This is a genomic window from Hahella sp. CCB-MM4, from assembly GCF_002260525.1.
In the GTDB taxonomy this organism is placed as follows: Bacteria; Pseudomonadota; Gammaproteobacteria; order Pseudomonadales; family Oleiphilaceae; genus Hahella.
This window is the reverse complement of the sequence record NZ_MRYI01000004.1, coordinates 202,155-220,025: the sequence shown is the minus strand read 5'-3', so window position 1 is coordinate 220,025 and position 17,871 is coordinate 202,155. Positions and strand designations below refer to the sequence as shown.

The 17,871-nt window shown below is 49.6% G+C and carries 16 protein-coding genes; 12 read left to right on the top strand and 4 right to left on the bottom strand.

Translation table 11 applies throughout. The features are described from left to right. Window positions 1-79: 79 nt before the first annotated feature. A complete protein-coding gene (locus tag BTA51_RS10710) occupies window positions 80-718 on the bottom strand; it encodes a hypothetical protein (protein WP_094707440.1) in 639 nt (212 codons plus the stop codon). Window positions 719-991: 273 nt separating this feature from the next. Here BTA51_RS10710 and BTA51_RS10705 point away from each other — a divergent pair, with 273 nt between their 5' ends. The 4 genes from BTA51_RS10705 to BTA51_RS10690 all read left to right on the top strand — a co-directional run bounded on the left by BTA51_RS10705 (window position 992) and on the right by BTA51_RS10690 (window position 6,513). Further along, on the top strand, window positions 992-1,951 hold the full coding sequence (locus BTA51_RS10705; RefSeq protein WP_094707439.1) for a DUF58 domain-containing protein: 960 nt from the start codon (window positions 992-994) through the stop codon (window positions 1,949-1,951). Window positions 1,952-1,954: 3 nt separating this feature from the next. Then, window positions 1,955-3,970, top strand: coding sequence for a DUF3488 and transglutaminase-like domain-containing protein (locus BTA51_RS10700; protein ID WP_094707438.1), 2,016 nt, complete (start codon window positions 1,955-1,957; stop codon window positions 3,968-3,970). A gap of 70 nt (window positions 3,971-4,040) precedes the next feature. Further along, the gene (locus BTA51_RS10695) at window positions 4,041-5,048 is read left to right on the top strand and encodes a DNA polymerase III subunit delta' (protein ID WP_094707437.1); all 1,008 of its coding nucleotides are present in this window, start codon (window positions 4,041-4,043) and stop codon (window positions 5,046-5,048) included. A gap of 22 nt (window positions 5,049-5,070) precedes the next feature. Continuing rightward, on the top strand, window positions 5,071-6,513 hold the full coding sequence (locus BTA51_RS10690) for a B-box zinc finger protein (protein WP_246840996.1): 1,443 nt from the start codon (window positions 5,071-5,073) through the stop codon (window positions 6,511-6,513). An 18-nt stretch (window positions 6,514-6,531) separates the two neighbouring features. Here the strand turns inward: BTA51_RS10690 and BTA51_RS10685 are convergent, their stop codons facing one another. Continuing rightward, window positions 6,532-8,001 (bottom strand): rhomboid family intramembrane serine protease, encoded by a 1,470-nt coding sequence (locus tag BTA51_RS10685; RefSeq protein ID WP_094707436.1) that lies wholly within the window; start codon window positions 7,999-8,001, stop codon window positions 6,532-6,534. Between the two features lie 71 nt (window positions 8,002-8,072). After that, entirely contained in the window at window positions 8,073-8,699 is a 627-nt protein-coding gene (locus BTA51_RS10680; RefSeq protein ID WP_094707435.1) for a riboflavin synthase subunit alpha, read from the bottom strand. 397 nt (window positions 8,700-9,096) lie between these two features. On the opposite strand from BTA51_RS10680, the gene BTA51_RS10675 reads away from it, so the two are divergent. The 8 genes from BTA51_RS10675 (at window position 9,097) to BTA51_RS10640 (ending at window position 16,856) form a co-directional block, all read left to right on the top strand. Next, on the top strand, window positions 9,097-10,107 hold the full coding sequence (locus BTA51_RS10675; protein WP_094707434.1) for a hypothetical protein: 1,011 nt from the start codon (window positions 9,097-9,099) through the stop codon (window positions 10,105-10,107). A gap of 97 nt (window positions 10,108-10,204) precedes the next feature. Next, on the top strand, window positions 10,205-10,711 hold the full coding sequence (locus tag BTA51_RS10670; RefSeq protein ID WP_094707433.1) for an O-acetyl-ADP-ribose deacetylase: 507 nt from the start codon (window positions 10,205-10,207) through the stop codon (window positions 10,709-10,711). A 312-nt stretch (window positions 10,712-11,023) separates the two neighbouring features. Continuing rightward, window positions 11,024-12,235, top strand: a complete 1,212-nt coding sequence (locus BTA51_RS10665) for an ammonium transporter (protein ID WP_210404809.1) — start codon at window positions 11,024-11,026, stop codon at window positions 12,233-12,235. Window positions 12,236-12,464: 229 nt separating this feature from the next. After that, window positions 12,465-13,151 carry a TetR/AcrR family transcriptional regulator gene (locus BTA51_RS10660; protein WP_094707432.1) on the top strand — a complete coding sequence of 229 codons (687 nt, stop codon included), beginning with the start codon at window positions 12,465-12,467 and terminating at the stop codon, window positions 13,149-13,151. Between the two features lie 171 nt (window positions 13,152-13,322). Beyond that, window positions 13,323-13,808 (top strand): L,D-transpeptidase, encoded by a 486-nt coding sequence (locus tag BTA51_RS10655; protein ID WP_094707431.1) that lies wholly within the window; start codon window positions 13,323-13,325, stop codon window positions 13,806-13,808. A gap of 96 nt (window positions 13,809-13,904) precedes the next feature. Further along, window positions 13,905-14,930, top strand: coding sequence for a beta-N-acetylhexosaminidase (nagZ, locus tag BTA51_RS10650; protein ID WP_094707430.1), 1,026 nt, complete (start codon window positions 13,905-13,907; stop codon window positions 14,928-14,930). 57 nt (window positions 14,931-14,987) lie between these two features. Then, window positions 14,988-16,109, top strand: coding sequence for a mechanosensitive ion channel family protein (locus tag BTA51_RS10645; protein WP_094707429.1), 1,122 nt, complete (start codon window positions 14,988-14,990; stop codon window positions 16,107-16,109). A gap of 15 nt (window positions 16,110-16,124) precedes the next feature. Further along, a complete protein-coding gene (locus BTA51_RS10640; RefSeq protein ID WP_094707428.1) occupies window positions 16,125-16,856 on the top strand; it encodes an S-methyl-5'-thioinosine phosphorylase in 732 nt (243 codons plus the stop codon). 141 nt (window positions 16,857-16,997) lie between these two features. Here BTA51_RS10640 and BTA51_RS10635 read toward each other — a convergent pair whose 3' ends face one another. Beyond that, complete coding sequence (locus tag BTA51_RS10635; RefSeq protein ID WP_168188129.1) at window positions 16,998-17,861, bottom strand: CsiV family protein; 864 nt, start codon at window positions 17,859-17,861, stop codon at window positions 16,998-17,000. Between the last annotated feature and the right edge of the window lie 10 nt (window positions 17,862-17,871).

The window sequence follows — 17,871 nt, the reverse complement described above, 5'->3', positions numbered from 1 at the left end:
GGCGCTTTAAAGCGCCTTTTTTACGTATGCGAGACTGCTTTTTTATATGAAGTGGTTATTGTTGGTTTATATGAAGTGATTATTGCTGGGGGATTGTCAGGGTGAGGTCAAAACCACCGTTATCTCTCGGCTTCAAATTAACCAGTCCTCCCTGCAAGCTCTGCTGGAGCAGAATCGGGTCGACACCGGGCAGGTTTCCAACGGAAATTGTCAGTTCCTGTCCGTTAGACTGGATATTCAATTCATCTCCGTAAGGGAGGGTAATCGGTTGGGTATCGGTCTGGCCCAGTACCTGCTCAAAGGTGAAAGCACCTTCCGGCAGCGTCATGTTGTAAGGTAGTGTCCTCTCCGTGAGAGGAATCAGGTCCGGTGTGGTGATATTGGCCAGAGCCAGTTCCTGTTCCCGGGTGCGTTGCTTGGAAAATTCTGCCGCATCAACATATTCCTGCCACTCGTTTGCCAGGCTGGTTTCAAGATCTGCCTGTTCCTCGGACTCAGTTTTTACCGGTTCTCCCGGTGCAATGGTATAAGTGCGGGTCGTCTTTTTGGCAGGGGCTTTTACCGCCGGTGTGACGATAATGGTTGAGTCTTTTATGTAGGTATCGGTCAGCTCGCCGCTGGTTAAGGACTTAACTTCTGCGAAGGCGTTGAAACCAAGGCAAGCCAGGCTGCCGATGAGAGTTTTCTGGATAAAACGTCCGGTACGGTTATTTGACATAATTCCCACCAGTAAATGTTTTTAACCTACCGTATTCAGGATACAGCTGAACTCTCAGATGACGGTATTGAGCAGGTATACTACCGGCTAACAATATTACGGATCAGGTTAATGATATAGCCACTATTATATGCGTATTTTGATTAAGTTTTGTAAAAGAGTCGGCAAAATACGGGAAAACATAATAAATTTAGGGAACCATAAGCGCCGCTGTGGCAACGTAGGTAGCTTTTCAGGGGTTCCTTAGAGTCTTGATTTATTGTCTGGGTATTGATGGTGAGCGTTATTCAACAATTCGAAAAACGGGTGTCATTCTGGGTGGAGCGACGAATTCCTCCTGTGAATCAGGTGGAACTGAGTCATCGGGAAATCTTTATTTTGCCCACTCGCTGGGGCGTCTTATTTCTGGGGTTGATCGGTTTGTTGATTCTGACGGGTATCAACTATCAGAACTCGATGATACTGGCTGTCGGATTTTTCCTTTTTTCCATTCTGCTGCTCAATATTGTCTCGGCCTATCGAAATATCTCGGGGCTGTATATCAAGTTTCACCACTCGGAACCCTGCTTTGCAGGGGATCTTGGAGGGCTTGAGTTTGTCGTTGCTGCCCGGGAAAAAAATCATAGCAGTATCGAAATCGGTTGGGTTCCGGAAAGCTTCAATACTGTTGACATTGAAAAGGGGCAGTCAGTGCGCTTTATCATCGAGCTGCCCTGTCCGGAGCGTGGTCGATACCGGCCGGGACGAATGTTGATTACCTCTGTATTTCCCATGGGGCTGATTCGTGCATGGTCCTGGCAGGATTTAAAGGCTGAAATCATCGTATATCCAAAACCCCTGGAGTCCCAGATGGTCTGGGGGCAGGCAGAGGGTGATCAACAGAGCGGAAAAAAGGCGATGATTCCTGGTCAGGAGGACTTTGAAGGATTGCGCAGCTATGTTCCGGGAGAGTCTCTTAACCGGGTGGCTTGGAAGAAATACGCCCAGAGTGGTGAATTCTATTCCAAGGAATTCGCTCAGCCGCTGACTGATCCGGAATGGATTGATTTCAGTGCTTATTCTGTCGGCGACACAGAAATCAGGCTGGCCATGATGTGTCATCAGGTGCTGGCAATGAATGCCAAGAGGCAGCTATATGGTGTGCGCCTGCCGGGTAAGGTCATCGCTCCTGATTTATCGGAGCTGCATAAGAATCAATGCCTCTCGGCATTAGCGCTGTATCCCGAGGGATGATGAATGATGGGCGGTCGCAGACTAAGTAGACATTTTAACCATCCTCCGAGAGTAGAGCGGCAAGCGCTGATCTGGCTGATCATTGCACTGATACCTGCCACTCTCGGGCACTGGGAGGTGTTGCCGGGGTGGTTGATATTATTTGCGGCGGCTGTCGTTGCGTTTCGGATGGCTGCCTTCAAAGGCTGGATTCCTGAATTGAATAAATGGATCAAAGCCTCGTTAATGGTGTTGACCGTTTTGCTTTTTGCCTGGACCAGTCGAAGACAGTTTACGGTCGAAAATGCCGTCGGCTTCTTCGTGCTTGCCTACTGTCTTAAGCTGGTGGAGCTGAAGAGTCATCGGGATGCCTATATTTTCAGCTTTATGACGTTATTCCTCCTCGCATTGGGGTTACTGTTTAGCCAGTCACTGTTTCGAACCGCCTTTGTCTTTACTTTTATGGGGGTGGGATTGGTGTCGCTCACGGCGGTGAGCACGCAAATGAAAATGAAATCCCTGGTCAGCAGTCTGGGGAGTGTATATCGTCTGATGTTGCTGGCCGTTCCGGTTCTGGCAATTCTCTATGTCGTATTCCCCAGATTCGGTCCTTTGTGGAGCATGCCTCTGAACAGCTCTTCCGCATTTACCGGTCTTGACGACACGGTGTCCCCCGGAGATGTGGCCAATCTGGCCCAGTCAGGAGAACGGGCATTTCGGGTCACGTTTCGCGACAATATCCCGTTGCCAAAGGATCTCTATTGGAAAGGGCTGATTCTTGACCGCTATTTCTCCGGCCGCTGGTCACGTTCATTTTTCCAGGAAAACACGGAACGCTGGAGCGGGAAGCCCAGAAACCTGAGTCGGGATGAAGCGTTTGACTATGAAGTCTTGCTTGATCCCCATAATCGTAGTTGGGGGTTTTCACTGGACGGCTCCCAACTGGTTGCCGGAGATGCGTACTCGACGACACAAGGCTTGGTTCGCTTTACAAAAGAGGTCAAGTCTGCCACTTGGTATCGCATGAAGAGGGAGGTGCAATCTGGTGAGCAGCTTACTCCGGCTGAAATCGACAGGTACACAAAGCTTCCCCAACTTGAAAATCCCCAAACGATCACCTGGGCCGGGCAAATTGTACAAAGCCATGACTCTCCTCGGGGGCAGATCAATTATGTTCTGGAATTTCTGAATGAAAATAACTTCTTCTACACTTTGAATCCTCCTTTGCTGCCGTCCTCTGACCGGGCGGATGCGTTCCTATTCGGATCCAGACGCGGATTCTGTGAACACTATGCCAGTTCTATTGGCATACTGTTTCGGGCGATGGGCATTCCTACAAGGATGGTAGTGGGTTATCAGGGCGGGGAGTGGAATACTCAGGGCGGCTTCCTGGTGGTACATCAGTATGATGCCCATGCCTGGTTGGAAGTATGGCTGAGGGGAGAAGGTTGGGTTCGGGTAGATCCTACTGCTGCGGTGTCACCTGCCAGGGTTGAATCAGGAATCAGAGAAGCTGTGGCAGAGGAGGGAACCTTCCTGCAAAACTCACCGCTGTCATTATCCAGGTTCAGTGATGTCAATATCGTTTCCTGGATACGGGATCAGGCTGAATACTTGAACTATATGTGGATCAGCCGGGTTGTGAACTATGATCAGGAGTCTCAAAAGTCCTTGCTGAGCCGCTTCTTGGGAAATGGTGATATCAAGTATATTGCCATGTTGCTTGCCGTCACTGCTGCGGTTCTTTTTGGTGGCCTGGGACTGTATAGCTTATGGCCGGAGTGGGCGAAAAACAGAAAGCAGCCGGTGCAGCGGCAATATCATAGATTTGTCAGGAAATTGGCTGTAAAGAATAGTAGTATTCATCCGGGGATGACGCCCAGGCAAATTTTGGAAGCACCAGGAAACCTGGAGGCTGACAGACCAACCATTCGCTCTATTGTGCTTGGATTTGAAAGGCTGCTGTTTGCCGGGGTGAGTGACCGTGCTGCCGGTCAGCAGTTGTTAAGGCAGATAAAGCGCCAGATTAATCGCCTGTAGCGGCTATTTGATGATTGATTTGGTCATTTGACGATCTATTTATAACCAACAGGGTACTCTCGTAGTTTTGATGGATAAGGGTATTGCTTCACCAGTTTCATTGCCTTGGTTCGAGGGACAGTGGTCCGCTTGGGTCAATCAGAATGGTCGGGGAAACTTCCCCAATGCGATTTTGCTGACTGGCCCGGCAGGAATCGGTAAATATCCTCTGGCACAGAGGCTCGCCAATCTGCTGGTCTGTGACACTCCCAATCCTCAACCCTGTGGACATTGTAAGAGTTGTCGTCTGCTGGAAGCCGGCAGCCATCCGGATTTGATGACGATTGTGCCTGAGGAAGGCAGCAAGTCGATCAAGATAGATCAGGTCAGGGCTCTGTCTGATTTTGTGCATAGTCGTCCGCAGGTTAGCCATCGTTTGGTTGCTGTCGTTAATCCGGCAGAGGCGATGAACGTCTATTCTGCCAACGCCATGTTGAAAACTCTGGAAGAGCCGCCGGCCGGTGTGGTTATTCTTCTGGTAACCAGTCAGGCGAGCTTGCTGTTGCCTACCATACGGAGTCGCTGCCAGATCATTAAATTGCCGATGCCCGAGCAGGAAGTGGCTGTTCGGTGGTTGGCTGAACAGAGTCAGCAGGATATGGTAAAGGCGGCAGAACTGTTGAAGTCAGCGGGCGGTCAGCCGTTAACCGGATTACACTGGCATAATGAAAATGCGACCGACTTGCAGTCTCAGATATTAACGTCATGGCTGGATTACCTTGAAGGCCGAGAGGATGCCTTTTCACTGGCGGCTCAGTGGGCCAAACAGGATGTGGAGTGGGTTTTGCATTGGTTGGCCGTGTGGATGAGGGATGTCATGGTGATGACGACCGATGGAGCTGACGCTTCCGAAGCATATGCGCAACTATCGGACTCACGCCTGAAAAAAGTTACTGCCCGCATGTCGAATGAGGCTGCGTGGCATTTGTATCAGGCTTTGATTGAGGCCCGTAAAAGTGTGGTCGAACAACGCAATCTTAATCCGCAGTTGATGCTGGAGAATTGGTTGTTGATGAATAAAAAGAAAGTGTTTGTGTGATAGAACCTCTGGGGCGGAGTAAATGGAAAGCTATTGTCAATATCATCCGTTAGAGCCTTCTGAGTGGTATTGTAAAAACTGCCAGGTCCACTTTTGTGAGCATTGTGTTGCCATGCCTCCCGGCAGCTATAATGCCCAGTGTCCTGTATGCCATCAGAATCTGGGACATAGCGGATCAACAGCCAAGGTGCCCCCGTTCTGGCAGTGCCTGAGTGATTTCTTTGCTTATCCGATTTCCCGCGATCCTATCGTCCTGATTGCTATCTGTACCTTATTGCCTGCCATTTTCAACCAGGGGTTTCTGGCGCTGATCATACTCATTGTGCTGGTCTGTGCGCAGACCAAGTATATGTATCTGGTGATCGAACAATCCGCCCGTGGAGATCTGAAGCCGCCGACACTCAAAGAGGCGTTTATGGGGGGCGGGTTGATGCTGGTGATTCAGCAGACTCTGATCTTTATTATTTTTGGCGGGTTGGTGTTTGCTGCCAATATGTGGCTGGGATCAGGCATTGCGATGCTGCTTCTGATACTTATCCTGATAGGCCTGCCTGCCAGTATCATGCTGCTGGCGACAGAGCATGAGATTACCCAGGCTTTGGATCCATCCCGGATACTTGGTGTTGTCGGGGCGATTGGGTGGCCATATTTTGTCATGTGCGGATATCTGATACTGCTGATGCTGGGGCTTGGGGCTGTGCAGGAGTTCGTGGTCACGCGTTTTAACCCTTCACTGGCTTACACCATTACAGGATTTACCTCGAGTTATTTCATGCTGGTGATCTTCTGCATGATGGGATATGTGCTATATCAGTACCAGCCTCGGCTTGGTGGCGCAATTCATTCCTCTCAGCATGAAGTTCATAAACCTGATCTGGCCCAGAAGAATGAAAAGCAGTCTCTGATAGAGATTGATATTGCGCTCAAGGATGGTAGATACGATCTGGCGATAGAGTCACTGACGAACCTGTTCAGTCGCAAACCCTATGACAAGGTGACCCTGGACAGGCTCTTTAAGTTGCTGATGCTGACTGGAAGGTGGGATGTTCTGGATAAAAAGTCCCTGCCGGTGTTGAAACTGCTTGTTGAAACCGGCCGTATCCGGGAGATCAGGCAAATGTTGCGGGGGCTGTACAGCAAAAGAGAGAAGTTCGAAGTGCGTGATCCCGAAGCCGCCTATCATATTGCTCAATCCCTGTATCACGCTGGGGACTATCGATTGCTGCTGCGCGTACTGCAAGGTTATGGTCAGCGTTTTAAAGATGCGCCACATCAGGCTGAAGTGATTATGCTATCGGCTCGCGCACTCGCAAATGGGCTGCATAACGGGCCCAAAGCCAAGCAATACCTGATGTATCTGGCAAAGAATTTTTCTCAGGATGACCTGGCTGCCCAGGTGCCGGAGCTGCTGGAGCACCTTAAAAAGGATGGGCGATTACCTGATCCCAAGGTTTCATTCGGATAGAATCCAAACCTGATGCCGTCAGACAGTATCAGGACCGGAAGTGGTGAGCAGGTTTTCCAGGACCTTTTCATACTTTTTGGCTTTCATCGGCATTTCGCGAGCGTTGAAAGCCTGAATTGCGGATCGGAAACCTTCTGATATCAATCCTTTGTCCTTAACGGACTTTCCTATGGTATCCAGTAACTTCTCAGCTTCACTCATGCGATTGGTGCTCAGACATCCGTTTAAAAGGCGGAAGTAATAGCTGGTGTCTGACAGCGGGCACCCTGAAGCATAACGGTTGTACTCTTCAAAAATGGCAATAGCCTCATCAATTCGATTGAATGTCAGGGCGTCTTCCAGTGCCAGCTGGGTGAAGCGCTGGCTATCGGGATCCTTTGGGTGAATTTTATATAAATGAAACAGCTGTCGAATGATGTCGCTGTGATGAGGGTTATGTTCGTGAAGGCGAAGAAAAATGCTCCGGGCTTCATCAAAATCCACTTTATTGATGGCCTTAAACCCTTTCGAAAGCTGGGTGCGAAATTCCAGGTCAGCTTCGTCATGGGAATGCGAATCTTCTGAGTCGGGCTGATACCACTTCGCCCAGGGGATCATGATAGCCGCACCGGCAATCAGTCCTCCTGCATGAGCCATATAGGCTACATGAGAGAGGGAGTCATAGAAGAAATGATAAATCTCCAGACCCAGCCACAATGGCAGTAACAGCAGTGCAGGTGCTTTAAAGTAATTAAAGTAGAAAAAGACGAAGTAAAAGAAGCGGATCTTGCGTAATCGATAGTAGCTGACGTACATGCCCATTAAGCCGGAAATGGCCGCAGATGCGCCGATCAGCGGTTGAAGGCTGTTGCCTTCAACGGCGGCAAAGAGTAAACCGCCACAGGCTCCGGTAAATAAATAGGCCAGGATGTAAAGGGCTTTTCCCAGGATACGCTCGATTGCAAAGCCGAGCAGAAACAGGATCACCATGTTGCCGGCCAGATGTCCGATGTCTCCATGCAGGAACTGGTAGGATAACAGGTCCCCCAGTTCTATATCTGCGGGGATCAGCCCCATTTGCCAGTAGCTCAGTTTGTCCAGAAAGTTCAGTTGAATATATTGGCGTTTGGGGAGCCAGTCATTGTAGACCTCGGGTTCCAGAAATTCCGGCCCTTTATCGGTCAGATAGGAAACAAATCCCCGATCTGTGAGCATCAGGGGAATCAGTTCTTCAGTGTTGTTGTCTGTGACTGCCTGCTGAACTTCCGCTGCGAGGTCGAAGCGATCGTCCAATCCCAGGTTCACCTGCCGCTGCAGGTAGTCGGCATACTCCTGGGCTTCCATCACGTAAAGACGATCATTGACATAGTGATCATAGGCGTCGTTATACAGTCGGGTGTCTGTTGCATCCAGACGGAAAAACACAAAGACATTGATAATGATCAACGCCAGTGTAATGACGGGAGGCCTTTGCCAGTTCAATTTGTGTTCGGCAGGTAAAATCAGCATGAGAAGGACGCTTTCTTATGATTTCGACATTTAACCGACGCTTGGGATCCGGAATTTCGCTTGTGAGCCACTTATTCAGTTGCAGCCTGCTGACGGATCAAGGTCGGTAGTACTCGCTCAATTGTATCAACTATCGATTGGGTCTGCGGATCAATTTCAATATTCACCAGATGACCTTCCTGCAGGTCGCCGAAGGTTGTCACTCTAAGGGTTTCGGGAATCAGGTTTACCGTAAACTGTTGAGCGTTGCAATCTCCCACAGTCAGACTGGCACCATTAACACCTATAAAACCCTTGGGGAAAATATAACGACTCCATTCGGAGGGTACTTCAAATATTAATGCCAGGTTATTTTCTGAAGTATGCATCGCCACAAGAGGGGCAGTGCAGTGGACATGCCCGGACATCAAATGGCCGCCAATCTCATCACCGATTCTGGCGGCATGCTCATAGTTAACCACGTCTCCCGGTTTTAGCTGACCTAGACTGGTCAGTCGAAGGGTTTCCTGCATCAGGTCAAAGGTCAGCTGATATTGGTCGACTTTTACTACAGTGAGACATGTACCGTTGATCGCAACACTGGAGCCGATTCTGGTATTCGACTGGTCGTCGGGAAATTTGAAGGTGTAAGTATATAAGCCTTCTTTTTTATCTGAATCAATAAGTTGTGCTTTGCCTTGTACGATGCCGGTAAACATAGTGGATCGATCCTGAATGATGCTAATGCTGGTGTGTCTTGGATTATAGAGGCTGTAATCCCTTAGGTTAATGATATGTTAGGGATAATTTAAGTCATTGGTCCTCACTCGGTGCGGTAATAGATGCGAGGGCCATGACCAGAAAAGGAATGGAAGCGAAAATCAAAATGGCCTGAGTATTGCCTATACACCATAATATACATAATGAAGTCAAAAAATTGACTGTTATTGGTGCTATGTTGTTTTGGTTCCATTTCCTGACATTTCATTTCACAGGGCAACCGGCACGAAGGTGTTAGGTTCGCGGATGGAAGAGAGATGAAAGGTGTTTGACTAACGGAAAGTGAAACCAGTCGTAAGCACGTAGACAGCTGTGATGTGATATTGCCGGAAGATAATGAAGATACATAACCCAACAGATTTGGACCTGGAGCCTGGAGAGTTGAGAGCCCTTGCAAGAGGGGAGCTTGATCCTATTAAAAAGGCTATTGAGGAGCACCGCAGCCGAAATTTGCCGGCCACCAGTATCGCTCCGCCGGACAAGGGCAGGAAGCCTGCAGAGAGAAAGAGGGCGGAGACGGCTGAAAATAAGGCGACTGAAAACAAGACGACTGAAAGCAAAGTACCGGCGAAAGCACGCCAGACCGTTCCGGCCAATGCAACCGGAAAACAGTTGGATAACACCAGAGGGCGTACAAACAAGGCAGCCGATGCGGCTAAAAGAAATAGTCCCGCAGGTGGAAAAGAAGCCGCTCCCAAGCAAACTGCTGAGCAAAGAAAGGAAGAGTTGTTGAAGCTCAAGGAGCAGCAGGCAAGGCTGGTTCAGATTATTCGGGAGTGTGAGCCGCTGGAGGTCTTGAACTACGATTTGCTTGCCATGAAGCAGTATCCGGACGTTGTGGAAGTATTAGGGGCGAAAAGAAGGAGGGATCTCTGGCTTTTGGCGATTCTGCTGTCGGCGGGAATGTTTCTGATCGGTTGGTTCGGATTCCTGCCCGCATGGTTGGCAGGTGTGTCCTTCGGTGTTCTGGTTGCCTTGCTATCGTTTTCCGTTCCTCCTGTGCGTCGTCTGTTTGTCAAAGTTCCCAACCATGGAGAGATTGTGGCAACTAAAAAGGCCATGGAGTTTCGGGCAATAAGTCACATCAGGATGCTGGAAGGGAGTCGGGGGTTGGCATATCAATGCCAGATGATGATTCCATATCGCCGTGCGCTGGCCGACAAGAGATATAAAAGAATCGTTTTACTGAGCCAGCAGAGCGCACTCATAAAAGCCATGCGCTCTGCGGCGGCTATACGCTTGTACCTGATGTACATGTTGGAAGCCCAGCAGGCGTTCAAAGTGGTCAAAAACGATTACATGAAAATTTCCTCCCGGTTGCAGTCGGAGTTTTCAGATGTGTCGTAATACAGATGATAGTCTTGGGTTGAAATAGTCCTCTTATCTATAAGGAGATAAGGAGATAAGGAGCAGACGATATAAGGAGTAGAATAAGGAGCTGATCATGATCAGGGTTCTGGTGGGCGATATTACCACTCTGGCGGTAGATGCGATTGTCAATGCGGCAAACAATCAATTGTTGCCAGGCGGTGGAGTTTGTGGGGCCATACATCGTGCGGCCGGCCCTGAACTGGCAAACGCCTGCTCCAGGCTTAATGGTTGTGATACCGGTGGCGCGGTGATTACGGAAGGGTACAACCTTCCGGCCCGATACGTCATTCATGCCGTTGGTCCTGTTTGGCATGGCGGGCATATGAACGAAGAGGCGTTATTAGCCTCCTGCTACCGCGAATCCATTGCCCTGGCTGATCAATATCATTGCACCTCCATTGCTTTTCCAGCCATTAGCTGCGGGATATTTGGATATCCGGTAGACAAGGCCATACCCATCGCCGTCAATTCTTCAAAACAAAGTCTACTGAATGCTTCGCACGTGAAAGAGGTTATTTTTTCAGTCATCGATGCCAATCTGGCATCACAATATAATGCTTTGATTGAAGATAAAGAATGAAAGAAAGCTGTTAATTATTATTTTGCGCACTAACATGGTGCAACATCTTCTGAGTTAACCCCCAAAATTCCCCTTCTTTATATTTAACATCTTGTTACGCTTTATTATGGTGCACTGTTGGAGCATTTTTTGCATCTGAATAGCGCTTCTCATTGTCCACATTATCTGACACTTCGGGCGATAAGAAATAAAAACTAATAAAAACAGCAATATAGATAATTTCCCTGAGAGGGAATTGATTGCTGATCAAGGCACATAAATGGTGCATAAAAAGCATGATGCACTATAAAAGAGCGTTAATAGGAGAGATCTGTGGAAGACATTAACAATGCTGTTCAATCCCTGATGCAGGGAGCTGATACGTTGTTTATCCTGCTGGGGGCTATCATGGTGCTTGCCATGCATGCGGGATTTGCTTTTCTGGAAGTCGGTACGGTCAGGCATAAAAACCAGGTGAATGCGCTGGTTAAGATCATGACGGACTTTGGTGTATCCACTCTGGCTTACTTTTTTGTCGGTTATAAAGTGGCTTACGGAATCGATTTCATGGTCGGAGCCCAGGAGTTAGGCGGAAAGAATGGCTATGATCTGGTGAAATTCTTCTTTCTGCTGACGTTTGCTGCGGCGATCCCGGCGATTATCTCCGGTGGCGTTGCTGAGAGGGCAAAGTTCTATCCCATGCTGATTGCCGCGTCTCTTTGTGTGGCTCTGGTCTATCCGTTGTTTGAAGGGATGATCTGGAATGGAAATTATGGGTTCCAGGAATTCCTTAGTCAGAGCTTTGGAGCGGAATTCCATGATTTTGCCGGCTCTGTGGTGGTGCATGCTGTTGGCGGTTGGATTGCCTTTGCGGCGATATACCTGCTGGGAACCCGGAACGGGCGTTACCGTAATGGCAGGTTGGTGGCCTTTGCGCCTTCCAATATCCCGTTTTTGGCGTTGGGTGCCTGGATACTGACGGTCGGCTGGTTTGGCTTCAATGTGATGTCCGCTCAGACGCTGGAGTCGGTCAGTGGGCTGGTTGCGGTCAATAGCCTGATGGCGATGGTGGGCGGAATTGTCAGCTCGATGTTGGTGGGACGGAAGGATCCCGGCTTTATTCACAACGGCCCGCTGGCTGGTCTGGTGGCGGTATGTGCAGGTTCCGATCTCATGCATCCTGTGGGAGCTCTGATTACCGGTGCCATTGCCGGTGCACTTTTCGTCTACCTGTTTGAAATGCTGCAGAAAAAAATGCCGAAGCTCGACGATGTGTTGGGTGTGTGGCCGTTACACGGTATTTGTGGATTGTGGGGCGGTATTGCGGCAGGCATATTTGGCCTGACGTCGTTTGGCGGTGTTGGCGGAGTCACCTTCATGTCCCAGTTGGTAGGCTCTGTCACCGGTGTTGCGATTGCGCTTATTGGCGGCTTTATCGTCTACGGTGTGGTCAGGGCGGTGGCCGGATTACGGTTAAGTGCTGAGGAAGAGTTTGAGGGCGCTGACCTGGCAATTCATAAAATTGGTGCCAATGGGGCAGATTAGGCAGTAATCAGGCGAGATTAGGAAAGAACTTTTCACGTAAAAGTGTTTCAATTGCGAGAAGGCTGCGGCTGAAGTATTGGTCGCAGCCTTTTTAGTTGCCTGAACCGGATTCGTTCCAGATTCCGGCATTTGTCAGCTGTACAAATCCTTTACAGCATTTTACTTGACATTTTTGAGCATCAAACGTATGTTTCAAACACTTGTTTGGAATGTATTACCTACTATAACAATGGCTCAATCAGAAACCGTCGATCGAATATTAGATGCCGCAGAACAGCTGTTTGCTGAGCGAGGATTTTCAGAAACCTCCCTGCGTCAGATTACCAGCAAAGCAAAGGTAAACCTGGCAGCTGTCAATTATCACTTCGGGTCCAAAAATGCTTTGATCCAGGCGGTGTTTGATCGCTTCATCAATCCTTTTACACGCATTCTGCGTGAGCGCTTAAACGAAGTCGCCAAGGGAAAAGAGGCTGTCAGCCTTGAAGAATTGTTGCAGATCATTACGGGGTCAATCGTCTCTGTGCCCCGTCGCAACGAGAAAAGCCTTTCAATTTTCATGCGTCTGCTTGGGTTGGCATACACCCAGTCTCAAGGCCATTTGCGGAAATATCTGGAAGAGCAGTATCGAACTGAATTCAAGTTGTTCCTGAATCTTCTGCGTCAGGCAACGCCACATCTGACACCGGTAGAGCGCTTTTGGCGGATGCAGTTTATGCAGGGTGCGGTGGCCTTCACCATGTCCTCCTCAGAAGCGCTGGGAAGCATTCTGGAAGGTGAAAAAGGTGTCAGAGCCTCTGTAGAGGAAATTGTTGCCCAATTGATCCCATTCCTTGCTGCCGGTATTAATGCGCCGAGTCAGGCTGGCCGGGATCAAAAAGGCGGTATTGAATCTGTGGAGGGCATGCATAGCGCCTGAGTGCAGGCATAATGCATGTTATTTTGCTTCATGGCTCCTTCATTGATTGTCGGAGGGGCTTTTGTTGGAATGCCCCTTCCTTTTGTTGGAATGCCACTTCAGAGGAACTATGCTTGGCAGGTTTTCGATAATTAGCTCGATTTCGCTGCCAAACGTTGATAGTTTCCCGGTATGACTTCTCTCATTCAAATCAATATATCTCGCCAGACACTGACCTTTTATCAAAACGATTCGGCCCAGCCGATGCTTTATAGCGTCTCTACAGCGTTAAACGGTGTTGGGCAGCGTGAAGGGAGCGGGCAGACTCCACTCGGGCGCCATATTATCAGAGCCAAGGTGGGAGAGGCCTTGCCGGAAGGCGCTGTGCTGGTCGGTCGGCGTTTTACCGGTGAAGTCTATACCCCCGCACTCGCTGAGCAGTTTCCGGATCGTGATTGGATTCTTTCTCGCATACTGTGGCTGAGTGGATGTGAGCCTGGGACCAATCGTCTGGGAAATGTCGATACCATGCGACGCTATATCTATATTCATGGCACGCCCGACTCGGAGCCAATGGGAATACCTGGTAGCCATGGCTGTATCCGTATGAGGAATCAGGATATTATTCAGCTCTTTGACTTGGTGAGACCCTATACTCCAGTGCTTATTGAGCCTTAGGGTGTACGTCCGAGGTCATGGGTAGAACCTGTGTCACAAATAGAATCAGAGTCATGAATAGAGCCAAGAATCCTGCTAGGGAGAGCCTGCCTTACAATGCCGAATAACCTATCCTGTGGACCTCTTCTGATAGATATTGAAGGGACCCGGTTATCTCAAGAAGATATGAAAAGACTTTCCGACCCTCTGGTGGGCGGGGTGATATTTTTTGCCCGTAATTATGAGGGCCGGGGACAGTTATCTGACGTCGTAAAGGCGATCAGGGATGTGCGCGAAGATCTTTTACTTTGCGTGGATCAGGAAGGTGGCAGAGTTCAGCGTTTTCGCGAGGGATTTACCCGGTTACCTGCAGCGGGGGATATTGCGTCCATCGCTGAAGCCAAGGGATTGGATAAGCAGCAGTTGGTGCACGACGTTGGTTTTCTAATGGCATACGAGCTGAGGGAAATTGGGTTTGATTTCAGCTTTGCTCCGGTGGCAGATATTGATTATGGTCGTAACACGGTCATTGGTCGCCGGGCCTATGGAACCACCCCGCTGGAGGTGTCAAGACTGGCAGGGTGTTTCTACGCGGGAATGAAAAGCGCCGGTATGGCTGGCGTGGCAAAGCATTTTCCGGGTCATGGTTATGTCAATGAAGATACTCATGTGGAAACGGCGGTGGACCGGCGGTCAGCCGAAGAGCTTGAGCAGGATCTGGAACCCTTTAAAGCTTTGATTGGTCAAGGTGTTGAGGCGGTAATGCCTGCCCATGTGGTATATCAGGCATTTGACAGTCTCCCTGCGGTTCAGTCCAAAGTGATAATCGAGACCCTGTTAAGGGGTCGGCTCGGGTTTGAAGGATGTGTCATCAGTGATGACCTTGGGATGACTGGTGCCTCTGAAGATGTATCGGTGTCCAGCCGGGTTGAAGCATCCATAAAGGCGGGCTGTGATCTGATTATGACCTGCAACAACTCTGAAGCAATTGACGAAGCGCTTGAAACACTAAGAGGTCAGGGAGTTGAAAAGCTCCTCTCAGAAGAGCTATGCCGAAGAAGGGGGTTGCTGAAAGCCCGTCCGGTGGACCTGACGGCTCTTAAGCCGCTGGCCGAAAAGGTTAGGGCGTTAATATTGGGGTAGTGCGGAATATCCGCAAATCATCATTAACTTATGTATTGTTTGAAGATGGAGTGACAAGTGTCCTGGAATGAATTCATTTCCTGGCTCGGTGTGTCTGACGGCAACCTTCACTGGGTCGTGAAAGTCTTTATCGTGGTGTTCATCAGTCTGGTGCTCAACTACATATTGATCAAAATGCTGACCCGATTTGGCGGCCAACTCACCAAGACTAAAAATCTATGGGACGACACTCTTTTGGAGGCCAGCAAGAAGCCTCTGGGTGCCATGGTGTGGCTTATCGGTCTGTCCTGGGCGGCAGAAATTGCCCAGAAGGAAACCGGAGCGGTCATATTTGAAGCTGTTGATCTGATCCGTCGGGTCGGGGTGGTCGCTCTGTTGACCTGGTTTGTTCTGAGATTTATCCGGGGAGCTGAGGAAATTCTCGTGTCACCGAACCGGATGAAAGAACCGATGGATAAAACCACGGTGATGGCGCTGAGCAAGCTACTGCGTGCTTCGATTGTGATTACAGCAACACTGGTGGTGATGCAGACATTTGGTTACAGCATTTCCGGTGTGCTGGCTTTTGGAGGGATAGGCGGTATTGCGGTCGGCTTTGCCGCCAAGGATCTCCTGGCCAACTTCTTTGGCGGCCTTATGGTGTATCTGGATCGGCCTTTTTCTGTTGGGGACTGGATACGATCGCCGGATAAACAAATTGAAGGCACGGTTGAGCATATTGGTTGGCGCCAGACATGTATACGAACCTTTGATAAGCGTCCTCTTTACGTTCCCAACGCGACATTTACAACCATTGCGGTTGAAAACCCTTCCCGCATGTCTCACCGCCGGATCTACGAAACGATCGGTGTTCGTTATGATGACTTTGCCAGTGTTCCGGCGATTGTCTCGAAAGTTGAGGCGATGCTCAGGGCTCATGACGATATAGATCAGACCCAGACGATGATTGTTAACTTTAATGCGTTTGCTGCCTCGTCTCTGGATTTCTTTGTTTATACCTTCACCAAGACTACAAATTGGATTGAGTATCACAAGGTCAAACAGGATGTACTGATAAAAATCATGGAGATTATTAAAGCGGAAGGGGGAGATGTGGCCTTTCCGACGCAGACTATTCATTTGCCGGACCAGATCAAGTTGGCTCAGCAGTTGGAAATGGAAAGTCAATCAATCGATTAAGGGTGAGGTGGAATCATGTATGCGGTAATTGGTGGAACGGGTCTGGCGGAGCTTGATGGTCTGGAGGTGATTAACCGGCATCAGATGGTCACTCCCTGGGGAGAGCCCTCTGCTCCAATTGTTGAAGCCCGGCTCGAAGGTAAAGTGGTGCTGTTCCTTGCCAGGCACGGCCAGCCCCATCGTTTTCCTCCTCATAGGGTTAATTATCGTGCCAATCTTTGGGCGCTGCGTGATCTGGGGGCAACATCGATCATAGCGGTGAATGCTGTTGGCGGTATTGATCCTGCGATGGGCCCGACCCATATCAATATCCCGGATCAGTTGATTGATTATTCCCATGGCCGTGCGGGAACCTATTTTGAAGATGATCTGGAGCATGTCACCCATATTGATTTCAGTTACCCCTATGATGAAAAGTTGCGGGAAGAGCTCATCCGTCACACGTCGGCCTTGACGCAAAATTTCTCCGGCAAGGGAGTCTACGGGTGTACTCAGGGGCCAAGGCTTGAAACGGTGGCTGAAATTCGTCGCATGAGCCAGGATGGCTGCCATATTGTGGGGATGACGGGAATGCCCGAAGCGGCCTTGGCACGGGAAATCGATCTGGCTTATGCCTGTATAGCTCTGGTAGTAAATCCAGCTGCGGGAGTTAGTGATCAGGTCATCACGATGGATGAGATCAACGAGGCCATTGAGAATGGCATGGGAATGGTTAAACGGATCGTTCGCAGTTTGATCGTCGCGTAAACTCGCATTTAATGCCGCTGACGGCTGAATAAAAAAGAGCAGGTGTAACCTGCTCTTTTTTTTGTCTGTCTGTGCGGTGTCAACTCAAGTATGTGCGATGCAAACTCATGTCTGCGGTGCCAGCAATAGGAGCGAAGCCAGCTACTGTGCGGTGGTAGCTTCCGGTGTTGTGTCGGTATCCGGGAGTGGCTCGGCGGACGTTGTGGCGTCTTCCATGGCGACCGGGATCATCTTGATCAGGAGTCCGAACATCGGATGGTCAAAGTAGTGGACCTCACCGCTACGCATTCTTCGGGGCTGGTGTATGTTGTAATACTCTCTGGGTTCCAGTCCCTTTGCCTTTAATGGATTGGTGGGTAGCTCTGGAGCAATGGGCGAGTATGCGGGTGAGGACGCAGCCTGTGCGCTGTTGCCGGCATTGAGTCCGTCCATATCGCCCATGGTCGTTGGAGTCTGTAGTTCGCCAAACAGGTTATCCAAAAAAGTGGGTTCAGGAGTTGCCCAGCGCGTAATGGTGATGTTGGGGGTGGCGTGAAGGTATCTTCTCAAAGCGATATTGATCTGGCCTTGCAGCTCTGTTTCGTTGTCAGCGTCAATCTGGCTGGGTATCTGATAGGTCAGGCTCTGGCTCTCCCTTAAGCTGATCATCCAGCTGTAGTGGGATATAACTGAGAAGTTTCTGCTGCGAGCGAGCTTTCTTTCTTCCTCTTTAAGAATGTAGGCGCTTTCTGGAAGCAGTTGTGTTTGGTTTTCGGTCAGAGGATTAAAGCTGACAAGAGATAGGGGGGCAGTATCATCCTGCATGACGGGTGGGTGATCGAAGGTTTCTTCGGTCTCCGGTGACAGATTCTTGAAAATGATCACGTCTACCTGAAATCGCTTGGTTTCATCGGTGGTGTCTGCACGTGAGACGGCGCCGTGAAGAAATAGGGCGGTCAGGGTAAGCGCTGCGAAAATATTGGTTGGTTTCATTAAATCATTGGCCTTGTAAATCAAGTTACGCATCTTGTTGAAT

What these genes read in the sequence shown, in the direction of transcription:
- BTA51_RS10710 (WP_094707440.1), bottom strand. Translation starts at nt 718, where the DNA reads ATGTCAAATAACCGTACCGGACGTTTTATCCAGAAAACTCTCATCGGC.
- BTA51_RS10705 (WP_094707439.1), top strand. Translation starts at nt 992, where the DNA reads ATGGTGAGCGTTATTCAACAATTCGAAAAACGGGTGTCATTCTGGGTG.
- BTA51_RS10700 (WP_094707438.1), top strand. Translation starts at nt 1,955, where the DNA reads ATGATGGGCGGTCGCAGACTAAGTAGACATTTTAACCATCCTCCGAGA.
- BTA51_RS10695 (WP_094707437.1), top strand. Translation starts at nt 4,041, where the DNA reads ATGGATAAGGGTATTGCTTCACCAGTTTCATTGCCTTGGTTCGAGGGA.
- BTA51_RS10690 (WP_246840996.1), top strand. Translation starts at nt 5,071, where the DNA reads ATGGAAAGCTATTGTCAATATCATCCGTTAGAGCCTTCTGAGTGGTAT.
- BTA51_RS10685 (WP_094707436.1), bottom strand. Translation starts at nt 8,001, where the DNA reads ATGCTGATTTTACCTGCCGAACACAAATTGAACTGGCAAAGGCCTCCC.
- BTA51_RS10680 (WP_094707435.1), bottom strand. Translation starts at nt 8,699, where the DNA reads ATGTTTACCGGCATCGTACAAGGCAAAGCACAACTTATTGATTCAGAT.
- BTA51_RS10675 (WP_094707434.1), top strand. Translation starts at nt 9,097, where the DNA reads ATGAAGATACATAACCCAACAGATTTGGACCTGGAGCCTGGAGAGTTG.
- BTA51_RS10670 (WP_094707433.1), top strand. Translation starts at nt 10,205, where the DNA reads ATGATCAGGGTTCTGGTGGGCGATATTACCACTCTGGCGGTAGATGCG.
- BTA51_RS10660 (WP_094707432.1), top strand. Translation starts at nt 12,465, where the DNA reads ATGGCTCAATCAGAAACCGTCGATCGAATATTAGATGCCGCAGAACAG.
- BTA51_RS10655 (WP_094707431.1), top strand. Translation starts at nt 13,323, where the DNA reads ATGACTTCTCTCATTCAAATCAATATATCTCGCCAGACACTGACCTTT.
- nagZ (WP_094707430.1), top strand. Translation starts at nt 13,905, where the DNA reads ATGCCGAATAACCTATCCTGTGGACCTCTTCTGATAGATATTGAAGGG.
- BTA51_RS10640 (WP_094707428.1), top strand. Translation starts at nt 16,125, where the DNA reads ATGTATGCGGTAATTGGTGGAACGGGTCTGGCGGAGCTTGATGGTCTG.
- BTA51_RS10635 (WP_168188129.1), bottom strand. Translation starts at nt 17,861, where the DNA reads ATGCGTAACTTGATTTACAAGGCCAATGATTTAATGAAACCAACCAAT.